Source organism: Xanthomonas sp. LMC-A-07 (assembly GCF_030208825.1).
In the GTDB taxonomy this organism is placed as follows: Bacteria; Pseudomonadota; Gammaproteobacteria; order Xanthomonadales; family Xanthomonadaceae; genus Xanthomonas; species Xanthomonas campestris.
Genome location: NZ_JARVTF010000005.1, coordinates 635,063 through 652,481, shown reverse-complemented (window position 1 = coordinate 652,481; position 17,419 = coordinate 635,063). Strand labels below are relative to the sequence as shown.

The following is a 17,419-nucleotide window of genomic DNA, read 5'->3' as shown; positions in this document are numbered from 1 at the left end:
TTCTTCGCTTGGGCACTATCACATGGGGGACTTACTCACGAGGATATGTGCATGAACAAGGCTGTTGCTTTTTGCACCGGGAGTCTTTTATTGGTCGTTGTTGGAATGACCGCCTCGCCCAGCGCGGCAGCGCAGTCATCTACGGTCATGCTCGACTGTAACGGAAGCGATTACTGCTGGGCGGGCGTCGAAAGCCCCAGCTCGCCCAGGCCACTTAAATACGCATGGAGTTTCAGCAATACCGCAGGTGCCATTTTCCCCAGGAATTGCAGCAATAGTTCTGAGTGCTCTTTTTACTGTCCACGCGGCAGCATGTTCATCAATGCCACCGTCACGGTGAGCGACGCAAACAACCAATTCATCGGCTCCGCTACGGCACGCGCACTGTGCACGCCACAACCACTGTGATCGACGCCTGACATCCCGTCCGGGCTGCATCGGATCGGACAGACTACGTTCCCCATCTGATCGATCCGATGCTCAGCCTGCACTCAGCGCGGCGCAGGCAACGCGTCATACGCGCGGCGCACCGCCTCGGCGCCGAAGCGGCGTTCCAGCCGGCGCACGATGAAGTGCCCGCGCGCCATCGCCTGAAAGTGGCGCATGAATAAGGTGTTGAGCGTGGCGCCGCTCACCGCGCCCACCAGCGGTACGGCCTGCACGGCGAGTTTTTCGCCCACGTTGACCGAGAACTTGGCGGCAATGCGCGAGACCAGCGACACCAATGCCGGCGCGCCCTTGCTGGCGAAGCCGTGCGCGGCCACGTAGTGCGCGGCGGCGCTGAGCTGCTGCGCCATCGCAGTGCGCACCGCGAAGTAGCCCGACTCGGCGCCGTCGTCGCTGACGCTGCGGCCGCCGTGCGCCAGCACTTCCAGACAGGCCAGCGCGGTCTCCGGGTCGTGCAGGGACTCGCCTTCCGAGCGCGCAATGTCGGCGATGGAACGCAGCATCACCGTAGTGGTCACCGGCAATTCCACCATCAGCCCAGGCAGGCCGAAAAAGCCGCCAGCGCCGCCGGCCACAGCCACCGCCAGGGTGTGCCGCGCGGTGGCGGCCGGCGCGTGCGCCACGGTCTTGCCGCGCAGGCTCAGCAGCGCGGATTTCATCGCCACCTGCAGCGCGCGCCGGGTGACGCCGTCGATGCTGCGCGTCACTACCTTGGGCAGCCGCTTGGCCACCAGGCTTTCGATGGGCGCGCCGAGTGTATTTGCGATCTGTGCGGCCACACCGGGGTTTTCCAGCAGCGCGTGCGCTGTGGCCAGATCGTGCTGCGCTGCGGCATCCATCACCGGGATCGGGAGCGTCGTCATGGCGGTCGTCATCGTCTTGGGGCCTGTGGCGATGGTACTCAGCCGCATGTGAGCGGAGCACAAGCGGGCACAACCTTCGCGGCGAAAACTGCATGTTGCGCGCAAGATGCGCGATCATCGGCCTCCGCGCAGGCAACACCGTGACCGATGAACCGCGAGATCCGCCATAGCTTCGTCATTGCCGCCGCCCCGGAGGTGGTCTCCGCCGCGTTGTCCGAGCCCGCGCAGCTGGCGCGCTGGTGGACGCGCGAGGTGCGGCAGGTAGGCGAGCGCGTGTGCCTGGACTGGAGCGGCCACGGCTGGCAGGTAGAACTGCACATCGATGGCGGTGCCGACCACCGGCAGGTGTGCTGGCGCTGCGAGCGCTCCAACATGCTCGACACCACCGCGTGGGAGGGCACGGTGATGCGCTTTGATCTGCTGTCCACCAGCGATGGCACGCGGCTGGACTTCGTGCAGTCCGGTTACCGCGATTCGCCGTGCTTCGAGGTGTGTGCGCAGGGCTGGCAGTTCTTCCTGGGCAGCAGCCTCAAACGCTACGTGGAAACCGGGCAGGGCATGCCCTACCCGGACATGCCCGACACCCGCGACCCGGCCTTGCGCTGAGCGCGCCGCCGGGCCTTACGCCGGGCGCGGCTGGCCGATCGACGGCGTGCCGCTCAGCGGCAACTGCGCGTCCACCGTGACCGGGCTGTCGCCCTGCAGCAGCGCGCGCGCTTCGGCGTCGCTGGCCACCGCCGGCGGCGAACCACGCAGCGGCAGCCCGGCGGTTTCGCGCACGAACAGCATCGTCACCAAACCGATCGCCGCCGCACCCATCAGGTAATACGCCGGCACCAATGGGTCGCCGGTGCGCTCCACCAGCCACGCAGTGACCAACGGCGTGGTGCCACCGAACAACGACACCGACACGTTGAAGGCGATCGACAGCGCGCTATAGCGCACCGGGGTGTAGAACAGCGCCGGCAGTGTCGAAGGCATCGAGCTGGTGAAACACACCAGCGCCAGGCCAAGCAGCATCAACCCGGTGAAGATCAGCACGTCCGAGCCGCTGCCGATCAGCAACAGGCACGGGATCGCCAGTGCGAATAACGCCGCGCACGCGCCGATGATCATCGGGCGCCGGCCCAGCTTGTCGCTGAACATGCCACCGACCACGTTGAGCGGCATCATCACCAGCATCACCAGGATGATCAGCAGCAAGCCCTTGCTCTCGGCGTAGCCCATGGTGACGCTGAGATAGCTGGGCATGTAGGTCAGCAGCATGTAGTCGGTGACGTTGAACACCAGCACCAGGCCCACGCATTTGAGCAGCTGCGGCCAATGCAGGCGCAGCAGGGTCATCAGGCCCTGGCCTGCGGTTTCGCGTTCGCGCTGTTCGGATTGTTCGGTATAGGCGCGAAACGCCGGGGTTTCTTCCAGCTTCATGCGCATGTACAGGCCGAGCAACCCCAGCGGCCCGGCCACCAGGAATGGCACCCGCCAACCCCAGTCCAGCATCTGCGCCTTGCTCAGCGCAATGTGCAGCGCGGTGACAGTCGCCGCACCGGCGATATAGCCGCCCAATGTGCCAAATTCCAGCCAACTGCCCATCAAGCCGCGATTGCGGTCGGTGGCATATTCGGCGATGAAGGTCGCCGCGCCGCCGTATTCGCCGCCGGTGGAAAACCCTTGCAGCAACCGCGCCAGCAACAACAGCGCCGGCGCCCACAGGCCGATCTGCGCGTACGAGGGAATCAGGCCGATGCTGAAGGTGCCCAGCGCCATCAGGATCATGGTGGCCGCTAGCACCTTTTGCCGGCCATAGCGATCACCGAGCGGGCCGAACACCATGCCGCCGATCGGGCGCACCAAAAACGCCACGGTGAAGGTCGCAAAGGTGGCGATCAACTGCGCGGTGGGATTGCTGGACGGAAAGAACACCTGGCCCAGCGTCACCGCCAGATAGCCATAGACGCCGAAGTCGAACCATTCCATTGCATTTCCCAGCGCGGCCGCGCCCACGGCCTTGCGCAGCATGCCGCGGTCCACCACGGTGACCTCGTCGAGTTGCAATTGGCGGCGGCGTTTGAACCAACCGAAATGCGAGCGGATCGCGCGCGTGTCGTGCATATGCGGAAGTCTCCTGGTGCGGCCATCGCTGCCTGCTCGCCCTGACACTACGCAAGGCACGGCACATCACGCGCTGCACGGCTAAGGCACATGCAGTGGACGACGCCGGAGGCATTCCCGGACGGCCGCGTAAACTCAGCGACGCTGCGGGACAGACGACCAAGGGGTGGGCAGTGCCCAAGGGCTTGATCAGCTCGACATGTTACACCAGCGTGCACAGCGTTGCAGGCGCGAGCGTGGGACGCTGCGGTAAATGGCCTGATTTCAGGGGTTTTCCTGAATGTGTCTTCAGCAAGTGCGCGTGGCTTTGCCGACATGAATCATCCGCGCCCGCTTGTCGCAGGAGCGCGCTTGCGCGCGATGAGGCGTTACCGGTAGAGCTTCATCGCGCGCAAGCGCGCACCTACGGAGCTATCGTTTTCTGCATGGTGCGGGCTTGCGTTATTGATGCTGCAAAGACCCTCGCTCTGGAGGCTAACGAGTGCTGCACGGCCCGCCTTTCGTAGGAGCGCGCTTGCGCGCGATCGGGCTTTACCGGTAGAGCTTCATCGCGTGCAAGCGCGCTCCTACGGAGCTATCGATCTCTGCATGGTGCGCGCTTGCGTTATTGATGCTGCAAACACCCTCGCTCTGGAGGCTAACGAGTGCTGCACGGCCCGCCTTTCGTAGGAGCGCCCTTGGGCGCGATCGGGCTTTACCGGTAACGCCCCATCGCGCGTCAGCGCGCCCCTACATGGATTTGCGCGGTGTGCGACGGCGCCGCGGTGGCACTTTCATACCAGTAGAACAGCAGACCGCGCCGACCGCAGCAGCGGATTCACCCCACCGCCTCCAAGGCCGATAACACTGCCTGCAAATCCTCACGCGTCTGCGGCCTGACGGCGCGGGCGACTTCTTCGCCATCGCGCAGCAGGACGATGGTGGGCCACAGCTTCACGCGAAACGAGCGGCCCAGCGGCCGCCCTTTTCCGTCTTCGATCTTGCGGTACTCGATATCCGCGTAACCGCCCAGCAGCTTCTGCAACAGCGGTTGCGCGGCCATGCAGTGGCCGCACCAGTCGGTGCCGAACTCCAGCACCTGCAGCCCCGGTTGCGCATCGACCGCGCTACGGTCCGGCGCCTGCGCCGCGTACTCCCGCACGAACGCCATCGCTGCGTGCGCTCCTTAGGACAGCGCGCGCTGGATATCTTCCAGCGGCAAGTTGGTGAAGTCCTTCGCCAAATCGCCCACCAGGCGCTGCTGAGTTTCCTTGTGCAGCAGCGGGCGCACCCGGCCCAGTGTGGTCGGGTCGGCCACCAGTACCAAGTGGTTGTACTCGTGCTTGAGCGCCCCGTCGTTCAAGGCCTGCGACAGCTGCTTGGCGAAGGTCATTTCGTCGAGTTCCGCCTCTGCGGTGCGGGGCGGAACTTTGCCGGCCGGGCCCTCGTCATCGACGTTCTGCACATCGGTGCGGGCATGCTGGCGCAACACCACCTTGGCTTCGTCGCCGGTATTGGTGAACCACCGCGCTTCGCCGCCATCGGCCACCACCACCAACGCACCTTGGGGAATTTGCAGACTCATCCGTAATTTCTCCTGTTTCAGTGTCAGCGATGCAATTGCAGCGCCATCGACCTCAACCTAAGCAAGCCGATGTAAGCACCGCGGGTAGCCGGTGTGTGTGCCGCGTTAGCGCGCCGCCGGTAGCGGCGGCGGCGGCAGGCCCAGATGCTTGCTGAAAAAGCGCGCCATCACCCGCAGGGCCTGCTGGCTCTCGGGCAGCGTGTCGGTGAGATGGAAGGCATGGCCCAAGCCGTCCCAGACATGCAGGTCCGACTCGCGCCCCAGATCCACCAGCCGCGCGTGCGTGTAGGACGCATTGCTCAACTCGGCCGCGCGTGTGGCGGTGATTAGCAAGGTGGGCGGGAACTGGCGCAGCACCGCATCGGAGAACACCGGTGATACCAGCGGGTCGCGGAAATTCACATCCGGCCCGTAGTACAGGTCCTCCATGATCGGCAGGGCGCCTGCCGCATCGGGCAGCAGGGCATCGTTCACCGCCGCGACCACGCGCTGCGAATCGCCGCGGTAACGCGCGTCGCCAGCAGCGCAGAACAGGCCCGCCGCCGCCGGCATCGGCAATTGTTCCTTGGCAAACCACGCCAGCGCCTCGCCGGTGAGCACGCCACCGGCCGAACAGCCGAACAGGCCCACCTGCGCCGGGGTGTAGGTGTTGAGGGCGGCGCGATACACCGCGGCCACGTCCTCGCTGGCCGCGGGGAACTGGTGCTCCGGGCCCATGCGGTAATCCACCGCCACCACGGTGATGCCGGTCATCGCCGCCACCGGAATGGCTTCCATCAACCCGAACGAGGCCGCACTGCCCATCACAAAGCCGCCGCCATGCAATTCGATCAGCAACCGCTTGGCCTGCTCGGGCGTGCGCGTGCGCGGCTGCACACGCAGCACCGGTACACCGTTCCACTGCTCGGGCGTGATCTCCACCGCGTAGCGCGTGCGCATCTGCGCGATGACGCCTGCGGCCCAACGTTCGGTATCGGAGCGAATGGTGGGCAGCTGGCGCAGCAGCGTGGCGTTGTCGGCCTTGGCCAGCGGGTCGCCGCGGTCCACGTCGCCACTGACCTGCGCACGGGCCGCAGGGCTCAGGTACTCAGACACGGGCAGATCGAACGCGGGCACATGTCGAACGCCCAGCGTTGCGGCCGGCTCCGATGCGGCTGCAGCTGCAGGCGCAGCCGCACTCGCGCTCGCCGCACTTAGCAACGCCAGGCACCCCAGCAGCATGCGTCGTGTCCATCGATGGTGTGTCATGCAATGCCCTCCCAGGCGTCGATCAACGCACGAGCATAGCCTGCGCACTGCGGCATGCCATGTGTACGGCTGCCATGGGAGACGGCGCTGCAGTGATCGCGTCGCGCAGCGCACAAGCAGGCACATCCATGCTTGAAAAAATTACTTGCATTGCAGCGGTGCCGCTTACGCAGACGCCTTGCTCAGTCGTGCTTCTGCCCGGGGATGGAGGTGGGTGTATGCAGTGCTTCCTGCACATACAGGCGCTTGACCAGCACGAAGGCCACCACCGTCAACGGTGCAGCGAGCAAGACACCTGCGGGCCCCAGCAACGTGCCGATGCCGAATAGCGAAAACAGCAGCAACACCGGCGGTAGATCCACAGTGCGTTGCTGGATCAACGGCAGCAGAATGTTGCCTTCGATCTGCTGCACGACGACGAACAACGCCGCCGTGGCCAGCGCCATCTGCGGACTCACCGTAAAGCCCAGCAGGATGGCCGGAATGGCGGCCAGGATCGGCCCGACGATCGGCACGAAATCCAGCAGGCCGGCGATGATGCCCAGGGCAAGTGCGCCGGGAATGCCCAGTGCCCACAGGCCCAGCCCGGTGAGTGCGCCCACCACCACCATCGCCAGCAATTGCCCGCGCAGCCATAGCCGCAACGCGGTGCCGCTGGCACGCACGGCATCGTCCATGGTGGCGCGCGCCTGCACGGGAAACAGCAACAACAGCCCGCGCCGATACAACTGCGGTTGCGCGGCCAGATAGACCGCACCGGCCAGCACCAGGAACAGGTTCGCCACACCACCGGTGATGCTGAGCGCGAAGGCGCCGGCACGCGGCGCCAGATTGGACACGCGCGCCGGTGCCTGGCGGGTGAGTTCTTCCAGCGCTGGCCCCAACGGCCCGGCCGTAACCCAATCATGGAAGCGCGCCCAGGCCTGCGGCAAGGTGCGCTGCAGGGCGCCGAGCTCTGTCGCCAATTGCGAGCCGAACAACCACAGCAACGCCGTGAATCCCACCGCCACCACGACCACCACCAGCCCCAAAGCCATGCCATCCGACAGCGGCGTATAGCGGGTGACCCAACTGGCCAGCGCGCGCAGCAGCACCGCCACCACCACCGCACCGAACACCATCAGCAGCAGGCCCGACAGCGCCCACAGCAACCACGCGCAGGCCACCAGGGCCAGCACGATGACCACACGGACGACGAAGGCACGCAGATCGGAGGACGGCATGGACAACAGCTCGCAACGCGGAAACAGCACTCAGCCTAGCGAGGCGTGCGAGAAGATTTTGTGCCCGTGCTGGCGGGGCTGCATCCGTTGCGCTTGCGGTGTGCGCGACGTGCGACTTGCGCATTCGCTGACGCGTCCTCCGGGCCACACACCCAAGCACGCGTCGCGCCGCCACATCAGTGCCTCAGACAGCACCACCGCTTGGCGGCAGCGTACCGAATGCCGGAGGTGTCTTACTGCGTTCCTGATCAGGCCACACGTCTGCATCGAGCGCGCCAGTCGAGCCACGTCAGCTAACGACGCCGGTCGCGCCGTTGCACCGTCTCTTCAAGCAGGGGCCGCCGCTTGGCGGCAACCTGCCGCAATGCCGGGGTGTATCCCCGCGCCCGCTTCAGTGTAGACACCTCTGGATCCAACGTGGCCCGCGTGTCGCGCGGTTGCACCACTACCCGCGCAGCACTTGCAGCATCCGTATGTCTCAATCAAGCCGCGGCATCATGCGCCAGCTGCTGTACCGCCAGCGTTGCCGAGCGGGTCAGTGGCGTGGGCAATGCATCCAGTGCGAACCAGCCCAGGTCGTGCAGTGCGTCGGGTTCGCGCAGCACGGCGGTTTCGCTGCCGTCGATCGCGGCCAGGTACACCGGTGCCACCCAGTGCTGCGGCGGTGACAGCGCCCGCTCGAACTGGCTCACCACGCACAGCACGCGCTGCAGGCGAATGTGCAGACCGGTTTCTTCCAGGGTTTCGCGCACTACTGCATCTTCCGCTGTTTCCATCCAGTCCACCTTGCCGCCGGGCAATCCCCAGTGACCTTGTTCGGGCGCGCGTGCCCGCAGCACCAGCAACAGGCGGCCGTCGCTGCGACGGATGAAGGCGCCGCAACCAACGCGGGCGTGGGAATCAGACGGAGCGGTCATCGGTGGGCCTGGTACGCCACGGTGCGTGGCGGGCGCATTGTCCGGCAGCGCTGCGGGCGCGGGCAAACTGCGTAAATGCCGTGGCCACCCTGCGTCACCGCGGCGGCTGCATCAGGGCATCGCATGCATTCGTTGCCAACGCCCTGCGAAACGCCTTGCGAACGCAACCAATGACATCGCCTTAGCGCCGCAGCCGTCACGCTAGGTCATCACGCCTCGCAGCAGGCGCATTGGTTGGAATTCCATGTCTCGCATTCTGTTGATCGGTGGCCACGGCAAGGTGGCGCGACTGCTCACCCCGCTGCTGCTGGCCGGTGGCCACCACGTCACCGCGCTATTCCGTAATCCCGACCACGCAAGCGATGTGATCGCCGATGGCGCCAAACCCGCGCTGTTCGATATCGAACATGCCGACACCGCGGCCATCGCCGCGCACATCACCGGCCATGATGCAGTTGTTTGGTCGGCCGGTGCCGGCGGTGGCGATGCCGCACGCACCTATGCGGTGGACCGCGATGCCGCGATCCGCTCGATGCACGCGGCCGAGCAGGCGCGTGTGCGGCGCTACGTGATGGTGTCCTACCTGGGCGCGGGGCTGGAACACGGGGTGAGCCCGGACGATGGCTTCTTCGCTTATGCGCAGGCCAAGGCAGCTGCCGATGCGCACCTGCGCGGCACCACGCTGGACTGGACCGTGCTTGGGCCGGGCCGGCTCACCCTGGGCCCACCCAGCGGCTGCATCGCCCGCGACCCGGGAAGCGACACCAGCGAGGGCGTATCGCGCGCCAATGTCGCGCAGGTGATCGCCGCCACCCTGGTCACGCCGGCCACCATCGGCAAGACCGTGGGATTCGTGGATGGGCCCACCCCCATCACGCAGGCGCTCGCGCAGCTGGCATGAACGCCAGCCGGTCCGCAGCGCGCTGCCATGGCAAGGACCGCTGGCAGCTAACGATTTCCTAAAGTCGCACCGCGCATAGTCGCCGGCGCAGCCCCCACTGTGGAGATCGCTATGTCTGCGTCTGTTGCGCCCCGCCGCGCCGGCATCCTGCCGCCGTATCTGCTGGACCACGTGGCGCAGGCCGCACCGGAGCGCGCACGGCACTGCGCGCAGCTCACCCGCCACATTACCGCGCAGCTGCGCCAGCGCCGCGCGCAGGGGTTGCTGGCGCGCGACAGCGCCGACGATGCGCCCACCGCCACCACTGACACCGCGGTGCGGCGGCATCTCTACGACGCCCAGCAAGGCACCGCCCTGCCTGGCGTGCTGGTGCGCGAGGAAGGTGCGCCGCCCACCGACGATGTCGCCGTGACCGAGGCTTACGATTACCTCGGCGCCACCCATGCCTTCTTCCAGCAGGTGTATGCGCGCAACTCGATCGACGATGCCGGCATGCCGCTGCTTGGTACCGTGCACTACGAGCGCAACTACGACAACGCGTTCTGGACCGGCGAGCAGATGGTGTTCGGCGATGGCGACGGCGAGATCTTCACCCGCTTCACCATCGCCATCGACGTGGTGGCCCATGAGCTCACCCACGGTGTTACCGAGCGCACCGCCAACCTGATCTACCAGGGCCAGTCCGGTGCCTTGAACGAATCGGTCTCCGACGTGTTCGGCGTGCTCGTCAAGCAATACGCGCTGCGCCAGGACGCCGCGCAAGCCGATTGGCTGGTGGGTGCCGGCATGTTCCTGCCCGGCGTGCAGGGCGTGGCGCTACGCTCGATGCAGGCGCCAGGCACCGCCTACGACGACCCGGCCTTAGGCAAGGACCCGCAACCGGCGCATATGGACGCCTACGTGGACACGCAAGAAGACGACGGCGGCGTGCACTACAACTCCGGCATTCCCAACCGCGCCTTCCAACGCGCCGCGGTTGCCATCGGCGGTTACGCCTGGGAAAAGGCCGGGCGCATCTGGTACCGCGCCCTCACCGGCGGCGCGCTGTCGGCCAGTGCGGACTTCGCCACCTTCGCCGCACTCACCGTGCGCGTGGCCAGCACCGATTACGGCGCGGGCAGTGCCGAGGCCAGTGCGGTGGAACAGGCCTGGCGCGACGTAGGCGTGCTCGCATGACCGTGCAACTGCCGCCCTTGCAACCGGGTGTCGTGTTGCGGCTGGCACGCGAAGGTGGCGTGGCCGCATTCCCGGCCATGCGCCGCGAGCGCCAGCTGGTGCTGGAAGAGCTGGACGAGGTGCAACGCCAACACCTGGGCGCGCTGCTGGATCAGTGCTTGGCGCATGCACTCCCCGCCCCGCAAGCCGGCGGCGGCGACCGCCGCTATTTCAGCATCATCTGGGACGGCGCCAGCGAACCGCTGCGCATCCCCGAAGAACACGCCCCCGCGGAAATCGTACGGCTGTGGAAGCAGGGCACGTTGTAGATGAGTTGCACGCGAGCGCGTAGCTCAGAGACGCCGCTCAACGTCCGCTTGATCGATGCCTCGTAGGAGCGCGCTTGCGTGCGATGAGGCTTCCCCGGTAACGCCCCATCGCGCGCAAGCGCGCTCCTACAAAGGCAGCCTGGTCGCGGGTGCCGCAGGGCGGCCCAAAATCATTACGCCAGGGCTGCACGCTCCACCACATTCGACATTGGGACAGAACCCGCGGCTCAGGACAGATGTTGTAGCGGCGATGACACGCAAGCGATCGCAGCACGTAACGCGCCAAGCAAATGCAACGTAGGAGCGCGCTCGCGCGCGATGAGGCTTCACCGGTAACCCCCCATCGCGCGCAAGCGCACTCCTACAAAGGCAGCTTGGTCGCGGTTGCCAAAGCATCAACGTAGACAAGACTGGTGCGCTTATTCGGCGTACAGCCGCCACAGAGCGTGCGACTACAGCTCGGAAACCTTGGAGCGGCCAGCACGCAAACGATCAGAATACGTAACCGCGCAAACAGCCGCGTAGGAGCGCGCTCGCTCGCGAAGAAGCTCTACCGGTAACGCTCCATCGCGCGCAAGCGCGCTCCTACGGATACCGCCGGCGGCGTCGACCAGCACATCCAGCAAACGCCACACACGGCGCGACAGACCTCCATGCCTGCACGGGGTCTGTCGAAGAAAGTGGTCCAACTGCGGATGCCTGCACCCTTTAAGCTGCCTAGATGCTCTAGGGCTGCACAGCTGGTGACGCATAGTCGCGGTGTCCCCGTTAGCATCGCGTGCAGCGCAGCGGTCAACCTGAAGACAGCCCGCTCATCGCTGCACCGCCGCATCGATCGTGCAGCAGTCGCTGTGGCGCCAGGTTCACTCAGCGCGCTGCGCTTCCACCAACAACGCCAGCAGCGTCAACGACTCCTGCCAGCCCAGGTAGCAGGCGTGCTGCGGGATCTGTTCGGGAATCCCCTCCTGCACCACGTGCAGGTCGGTGCCGCACGGCAACGGCAGCAGCCGCACCGTGGTCAGCAGCGTACCGGGCAGTGACGGGTCGTCGAAGACATCGTCGTAGCGCAGCAGCGCGTTGGGCACCAGCTCCCGGTAGGTGCCACCGAAGGCGTGCCGCTGGCCGCTGCCAAACTGCGTGAACGCCATGCGGAAGGTACCGCCGACGCGGGCATCCAGATGCTCCACCGTGTTGGTAAACCCATGCGGCGGCAACCACTTGCTCAACGCAGCGGCATCCAGGAAGGCGCGGTAGACCCGCTCGGGGCTGGCACGCAGAACACGGTGCAGGGTGACGGTGGACATGGCACTCGCAGATGGCAGAGGACGACCCTCTGCCCGACGACGCACCAGGCCGCCGGAAATCGACACGACCGCGCCAGGCAGTGCCCGCGCGCGTGCCACGTTGCCGGCACGGCCCGCTTCGCGGATAGTCGCGCCACTGATCAAACGATTTCCCAAGATGCTTGTGATTGTGCTGTTGGCTGTTGTGGGCGTGCTTGCCATCGTGCTCGGCGTGGTCGCCGCCTCGCGTCGTGGGGACCCGCCCGCCGTCTCCACCACCGACCCCGCACCGTTGCCCGAGTCCGCGCCAGCGGCACCGGCCGCGGGCGCCACCGCGGCACCCGATGGCGCTGCCACCGCCATGCCTGCAAGCACACCCGAGCCGCGCGCGGTGATGGCCGAGCCGCCGCCGATGCGCCCGTTGTTGCGGCGCATGTATGCCGCGGTGATGGACACCCCCTCGCTGGCCGATGCCGACGCCGCCATCGACCCCGCCCAGGCCGCCGTGCTGTCCAGTGCGGTCAGCGCGCTCGACCACGTGGACATGCGCCCGCAGCTGCTGCCGCGGCGCCCACACCTGTTGCCGCAGCTGATGCGTGCGGTCAACGACCCGGATGCGTCCGGCCGCGGCATCGCCGCGATCATCGCGCAGGACCCGGCGCTGGCCGCCAACCTGCTGCGCATCGCCAACAGTGCCCTGTATCGCCCGCAAGGCGGCCCGCTGGAAAGCCTGGAGCGCGCGGTGGTGCACATCGGCACCGAAGGCGTGCGCCAGATCGTGGCCGCCGCGGTGATGCAACCAGTGCTCAGCCTGGAAGGTGGCCTGTACGCCCGCCTGCCGGCGGCGGTCTGGGACTACGCGCTGCGCACGGCCACCGCCGCGGCCGCCTATGTGCGCGAGCGCGGTGGCGACACCTTGTCGGCGCAACTGGCCGGCCTGCTGCAAGGCCTGGGCGCGGTGGTGATCCTGCGCGTGCTGCGCGACGCCTACGCCGAGCAGCCGTCGGTGCCGTACAGCCTGGAGGTGGCCGCCACCCTGGTCGACCGCCACACCGCCGCGGTGGCCAAGACCATCGCCACGGCCTGGGAGCTGCCCGCCCAACTCGGCACCGCGCTGGACGAACAACGCCCCGAGCACGACAGCACCTTGCTGGCCACATCGCTCGGGCGCGCATTGCGCTACGGGCGCCTGGCCGCCGCCCTGGCCATGCTCGCCCGCCACGGCGCCGAAACCGAGGCCCACGCCCTGAGCGTGCTCGCCACGCTGGAACCGGACGAGGCGGCCAATGCCGCGCTGTGGCAGCGGCTGGTGGCGGCGAGCGTGGAGTGACTGGCATCAGCAGCGCACGGTAAGCGCGCCAGATCTACGACGTACCTGTGCAGCCTGATGTTCGCCACTCCCATTATTTGTAGTGCGCACACTGCAGTTGCGCGCAACCATGTGCAGCCGAGCCAGCCCGCGCGTTGCGCGATCAGCAGTAGCGCACTTTGCTTTCGCTGACCTGCAACACGCCGGCCTTCTGTAGCCCGGCGATCACGGCGCTGACCTCTGCGGCGCTGATCGCTTTCTGGAAATGCGCGGCGATGTGATTCTGCAGCGAGGTCAATTTGATGGGGCGCGCACGCGCCGGCATCTTGGCCAACGAGGCGCGGATCTTCTGCAGACGCTCGGCCGCTGTTGGCGGCTTGGTGCCTTTGGCCGGATGTGTAGCGGCGGTGGATTTGACCGGTGGTACGGGTGTCTTCGCGCTGGCTGGCGTGGTTGAGACCTGCGCAGGGTGCAGCGTTACTGGGGCTAGTTCGTTGGCCGCCGCAGGCGCCGATGCCTTGGAGGCAGGAACCGAAATCAGCGCGCGCGGCATCAACGGTGGCGTTGCAGATGCAGGCAATGGCTGCGGTGCGGTAGTCGCCATATGCCCCGAAGCGGCCATCGGCTTGAACAGCGGCATCTGCGAGATGCTGGCAGCACGTGCGCCGAAGATCTTCTGCTGTTTCAGGTAAGCGATCAGCGGATCGAAGCCGGTGTCTTTCGAGATGATATGGAAGAAGCCGGCCGGGTCGTCGCGCGAGAGTTGCCCCAGCACATACGCGATATGGAAATCCAGCGCGTTGAAGCCGTTGCCGGAGCAACGCTCATACCTGGCGCGCGTGCCCAGCACCTGCAGCTCGGTGACCAGATCGGTCAAGACGCTTTTCTGGTTTGCGCCCACGAACACCCACACCCGCACATCATCGCGATTGAGCAAGCGTGCGTCGGTGGGTTGCACGTTTTCGTAGTCGATCAAGACGTAGTTGGTGCGCGCACCATGCGCGCCTGTTGCAGCGTCCGCTTGCATTGCCATTCCCTGGAATCCCCGCTCCGGATCATCGCCGGAAGCACGCCACACGTGCCAGCCCCGCAGCTGCCGCTCGTCTGAAGGCAACGCGCACCGCGCAGAGCGGTCAACCTCACACGCAGCGCTTCACCGCTGTCATATGCACGACCTAACGCATACGTGAGGTCTGCGGCCCACTGCCGGCGTTTCTGCACGCCAGCATCCGATGACCCACAGCACCGAACCCCCTCGTTGCTCGCAGCGCTCCACAGCATCCCGCCACGCAACACGCCGTGCGGCGGGAGACACCACAAAAAAAGCCGGGCCACCCCTAGATGGCCCGGCTCGCACGCGCATGCCGTCAGTGCTGGTCGGCAGGTGACGTCATCGCCGCCAAGGGCTCACCCCTCCACCACCGGATCGGTACGGCGGCCCACCCGGCCGGCGGCGAATGACACGGCGGCGCCCAACAGCAGCAGCACCAGCGTGGTCCAGGCGGCGCGCGAGACACCGCGTGCGGCGGTGTCGCCGGCTTCGCGTGCCTTCTGCTCGGCGGTGCGCTTGAGCGCGTCGTACTGGGCCACGGCCTTCTGGTAGGTCTGCGCGTAGTTGTCGGCCATCTGCTCGGCCTCGGCGCGTGGCTTGCCGGTGCGGGCGACGATCAGGTTGATCAGCGCGTCGCGGTCGGCGGCATCAATGGCCGGCTTGGCCTGCGCGCGGACGCGGTCGAACCAGGCGGCCAACGCATCACCGGCCACCTGCGGGGTCTGTGCGGCGTCGCTGGCGGCGGCCTTGCCTTCGGTGGCCGCGTCCTGGGCCTGGTCCTTCAGCCGCTGCGGGTCCAGTTCGGCCTTGCCGGTTTGGCGCAGCGCAGTGTCCAGCTGGCCGCGCAGGTCGGCCCAATCCAGGTCGATGCCCTGCTGCTTGAGTTCCTGCTGTACGCCATTGCTCAGCGACGGCGCGGCCGCGGCAATGCCCTGGCCGGTCAACGACAGGCCCTTGCCGGCCACATCGGACACCGCGCCCACCGCACTGCTGGCCAGCGCGGCCACCAGCCAGGTGGTGATCAGCGAGGTCACCGCCCAGCTCAGCAGGCCATGCAGCCCGCCACGCGCGGTGGCCAGGCGGCCGGCCACGAACGCGCCGAGGGCAATGGACACCAGCGTGCTCAGCGCAAGCCAGATGCCGGCACCGGTGCCCAGCCCGCTGACCGGGTTGGCCTCGCGCAGCGGGTCGATGGTGGAGGCGCCAATGGCGGTACCCAGCACGCTCAAGGTGAGATAGGTGACCAGTGCGAAGGTGCAGCCGGCAAGGACCGCGCCCCAGGACATGCGGGGCGCGTAGGAAGAACGGACGACGTGGGCCATGGAATGCCTCGTGGAGGGAACGTGCCGCCAGTGTGTGAGCCGGCCAGCGGCGATGCCTGAGCCGAATGCACCAGGCCGGCTAGTGCATTCGCGTCAGGCAGCCGCTACCGTTGCGCGCCACGCTTGGTGTGGCCTGCCGCCGTCCTCAGGAGTTAGTGCATGTCGTCCGCGTGTGAACCCACGGCGCCGCTCGCGCCGCCGCCGCAGTCCACCAATCGCCGCCAGTTGCAGCAGATCATCACCGGCCTGAGCGAAGGCGTGATCCTGGTGGAGCCCGACCAGACCATCACCTGGGCCAACGAGGCCGCACTGGCCATGCATGGCGCCAGCGACCTGGCCGAACTCGGCGCAACGGTGAGCGACTACCGCGCGCGCTTCCAGCTGCGTTACCGCAACAACCACCGCCTCAACGCCGGCAATTACCCCATCGACCGCGTCATCGCCGGTGAAGTGTTCAACGACGTGGTGGTGGAAGTGGTCCGCGCCGACACCGACGCGCAATGGGTGCACCGCGTGCGCAGCCTGGTGCTCACCGACGCGCAGGGCGCGCCCGACTGCCTGGTGCTCATCGTCGCCGACGCCAGCGACTGGGCCAGCGCCGAGCAGCGGTTCGAACGCACCTTCAATGCGAACCCGGCACCGGCGGTGATCTGTCGGCTCGCCGATCAGCGCTACATCAAGGTCAACCAGGGCTTTGTGGAAATGACCGGCTACACCCGCGAGGCAGTGGTGGGCAAGAGCGTATTCGAGGTGGATGTGCTGGAGCTGGCCGAGCGCCGCGAGCTGGCACTGGAGCGACTCAACGAAGGCGCCACCATTCCGCAGATGCAGGCAGAACTCAGCCTGCCCGATGGCAGCACCAAGATGGTGGTGGTGGCCGGCCAGCCGATCGAGATCGGCGAAGAGGCCTGCATGCTGTTTACCTTCATGGACCTGGAACCGCGTCGCCGCGCCGAGGTGGCGCTGCGCCAGAGCGAGGAGCGTTTTGCCAAGGCATTTCGCATCACGCCAGTGCCCACCTTGATCTGCAACGCAGAGAGCCTGCAGATCGTGGAGATCAACGATGCCGTCTCGCAAACCACGCAGTACGCCAGCGAAGACATCATGGGCAAATCCATCGATGAAATCGGCCTGTTTGCCACGCGCCAGGCGTACCAGCAGTTCTGCCATGCGCTGGCCGAAAGCGGCAGCATGCTCAATGTCGAATATGCCATTGCGCGCAAGGACGGCGAACCCCTGGATTGCCTGGTGTCGGCCGAGACGGTGAGCATCCACGGCGTGCAGTGCTATCTGGTGTCGCTGATGGACATCACCGACCGCAAACGCACCGAGATGGAACTGGTCACCGCCATTGAAGCGGTGATGCAGGATGCCTCCTGGTTCAGCCAGACCTTGCTGGAAAAACTAGCCAACGTGCGCCGTGCCAACCGCCCCAGCCAGGCGCACGGCTGTGGCGTGGCCGACCTCACGGGCCGCGAGCGCGATGTGCTGGGCCTGCTCGCCGAAGGCCTGGCCGACAAGGAGATCGCCCAGCAACTGGGTGTGTCGCCCAACACGGTGCGCAACCATGTGGCCGCGCTGTATTCCAAGATCGATGTGCATAGCCGCGGCGAAGCCATTGTCTGGGCGCGTGAGCGTGGTTTTGCCGGCCGCCCGGCAAAGAAACCTGCACGCAAGCCATGAGCGCGGGGTAGA

17 protein-coding genes are annotated in these 17,419 nt (G+C 66.7%); 7 read left to right on the top strand and 10 right to left on the bottom strand.

Translation table 11 applies throughout. The features are described from left to right. The first annotated feature begins 51 nt into the window (after positions 1 to 51). On the top strand, positions 52 to 408 hold the full coding sequence (locus tag QRM89_RS05840; RefSeq protein ID WP_285447500.1) for a hypothetical protein: 357 nt from the start codon (positions 52 to 54) through the stop codon (positions 406 to 408). Between the two features lie 83 nt (positions 409 to 491). Here QRM89_RS05840 and QRM89_RS05835 read toward each other — a convergent pair whose 3' ends face one another. Beyond that, on the bottom strand, positions 492 to 1,310 hold the full coding sequence (locus QRM89_RS05835; protein WP_162274428.1) for an EcsC family protein: 819 nt from the start codon (positions 1,308 to 1,310) through the stop codon (positions 492 to 494). A 147-nt stretch (positions 1,311 to 1,457) separates the two neighbouring features. On the opposite strand from QRM89_RS05835, the gene QRM89_RS05830 reads away from it, so the two are divergent. Further along, positions 1,458 to 1,916, top strand: a complete 459-nt coding sequence (locus QRM89_RS05830) for an SRPBCC domain-containing protein (RefSeq protein WP_228443220.1) — start codon at positions 1,458 to 1,460, stop codon at positions 1,914 to 1,916. 15 nt (positions 1,917 to 1,931) lie between these two features. On the opposite strand, the gene proP is transcribed toward QRM89_RS05830, so the two are convergent. From proP to QRM89_RS05800, 6 genes are all read right to left on the bottom strand, one after another. Then, the gene (gene proP / locus QRM89_RS05825) at positions 1,932 to 3,422 is read right to left on the bottom strand and encodes a glycine betaine/L-proline transporter ProP (RefSeq protein WP_285447499.1); all 1,491 of its coding nucleotides are present in this window, start codon (positions 3,420 to 3,422) and stop codon (positions 1,932 to 1,934) included. A gap of 817 nt (positions 3,423 to 4,239) precedes the next feature. Beyond that, the gene (locus QRM89_RS05820) at positions 4,240 to 4,572 is read right to left on the bottom strand and encodes a thioredoxin family protein (protein ID WP_115006539.1); all 333 of its coding nucleotides are present in this window, start codon (positions 4,570 to 4,572) and stop codon (positions 4,240 to 4,242) included. Positions 4,573 to 4,587: 15 nt separating this feature from the next. Next, entirely contained in the window at positions 4,588 to 4,986 is a 399-nt protein-coding gene (locus tag QRM89_RS05815) for a host attachment family protein (RefSeq protein WP_042595503.1), read from the bottom strand. 105 nt (positions 4,987 to 5,091) lie between these two features. Beyond that, positions 5,092 to 6,207 (bottom strand): alpha/beta hydrolase, encoded by a 1,116-nt coding sequence (locus tag QRM89_RS05810; RefSeq protein ID WP_161963522.1) that lies wholly within the window; start codon positions 6,205 to 6,207, stop codon positions 5,092 to 5,094. Between the two features lie 209 nt (positions 6,208 to 6,416). Next, positions 6,417 to 7,457 carry an AI-2E family transporter gene (locus tag QRM89_RS05805; RefSeq protein WP_285447498.1) on the bottom strand — a complete coding sequence of 347 codons (1,041 nt, stop codon included), beginning with the start codon at positions 7,455 to 7,457 and terminating at the stop codon, positions 6,417 to 6,419. 482 nt (positions 7,458 to 7,939) lie between these two features. Next, a complete protein-coding gene (locus QRM89_RS05800) occupies positions 7,940 to 8,374 on the bottom strand; it encodes an NUDIX domain-containing protein (RefSeq protein WP_119960686.1) in 435 nt (144 codons plus the stop codon). 244 nt (positions 8,375 to 8,618) lie between these two features. On the opposite strand from QRM89_RS05800, the gene QRM89_RS05795 reads away from it, so the two are divergent. The 3 genes from QRM89_RS05795 (at position 8,619) to QRM89_RS05785 (ending at position 10,759) form a co-directional block, all read left to right on the top strand. After that, positions 8,619 to 9,275: an SDR family oxidoreductase gene (locus QRM89_RS05795; RefSeq protein WP_285447497.1), complete on the top strand. Its 657-nt coding sequence runs from the start codon at positions 8,619 to 8,621 to the stop codon at positions 9,273 to 9,275. Between the two features lie 111 nt (positions 9,276 to 9,386). Next, positions 9,387 to 10,451 carry a M4 family metallopeptidase gene (locus tag QRM89_RS05790; protein ID WP_285447496.1) on the top strand — a complete coding sequence of 355 codons (1,065 nt, stop codon included), beginning with the start codon at positions 9,387 to 9,389 and terminating at the stop codon, positions 10,449 to 10,451. Further along, a complete protein-coding gene (locus QRM89_RS05785; RefSeq protein WP_014506009.1) occupies positions 10,448 to 10,759 on the top strand; it encodes a protealysin inhibitor emfourin in 312 nt (103 codons plus the stop codon). The genes QRM89_RS05790 and QRM89_RS05785 overlap by 4 nt, the downstream gene beginning before the upstream one ends. A gap of 863 nt (positions 10,760 to 11,622) precedes the next feature. On the opposite strand, the gene QRM89_RS05780 is transcribed toward QRM89_RS05785, so the two are convergent. Continuing rightward, positions 11,623 to 12,063 (bottom strand): SRPBCC family protein, encoded by a 441-nt coding sequence (locus QRM89_RS05780; RefSeq protein WP_014506007.1) that lies wholly within the window; start codon positions 12,061 to 12,063, stop codon positions 11,623 to 11,625. 157 nt (positions 12,064 to 12,220) lie between these two features. Between QRM89_RS05780 and QRM89_RS05775 the strand changes: the two genes are divergently transcribed. Further along, entirely contained in the window at positions 12,221 to 13,372 is a 1,152-nt protein-coding gene (locus tag QRM89_RS05775; RefSeq protein WP_285447495.1) for an HDOD domain-containing protein, read from the top strand. A gap of 142 nt (positions 13,373 to 13,514) precedes the next feature. On the opposite strand, the gene QRM89_RS05770 is transcribed toward QRM89_RS05775, so the two are convergent. Both QRM89_RS05770 and QRM89_RS05765 read right to left on the bottom strand, forming a co-directional pair. Further along, a complete protein-coding gene (locus QRM89_RS05770) occupies positions 13,515 to 14,378 on the bottom strand; it encodes a PIN domain-containing protein (protein WP_285447494.1) in 864 nt (287 codons plus the stop codon). Between the two features lie 380 nt (positions 14,379 to 14,758). Next, positions 14,759 to 15,724: a hypothetical protein gene (locus tag QRM89_RS05765; RefSeq protein ID WP_285447493.1), complete on the bottom strand. Its 966-nt coding sequence runs from the start codon at positions 15,722 to 15,724 to the stop codon at positions 14,759 to 14,761. Positions 15,725 to 15,883: 159 nt separating this feature from the next. On the opposite strand from QRM89_RS05765, the gene QRM89_RS05760 reads away from it, so the two are divergent. Continuing rightward, positions 15,884 to 17,407, top strand: a complete 1,524-nt coding sequence (locus QRM89_RS05760; RefSeq protein ID WP_115006527.1) for a helix-turn-helix transcriptional regulator — start codon at positions 15,884 to 15,886, stop codon at positions 17,405 to 17,407. Positions 17,408 to 17,419: the final 12 nt, after the last annotated feature.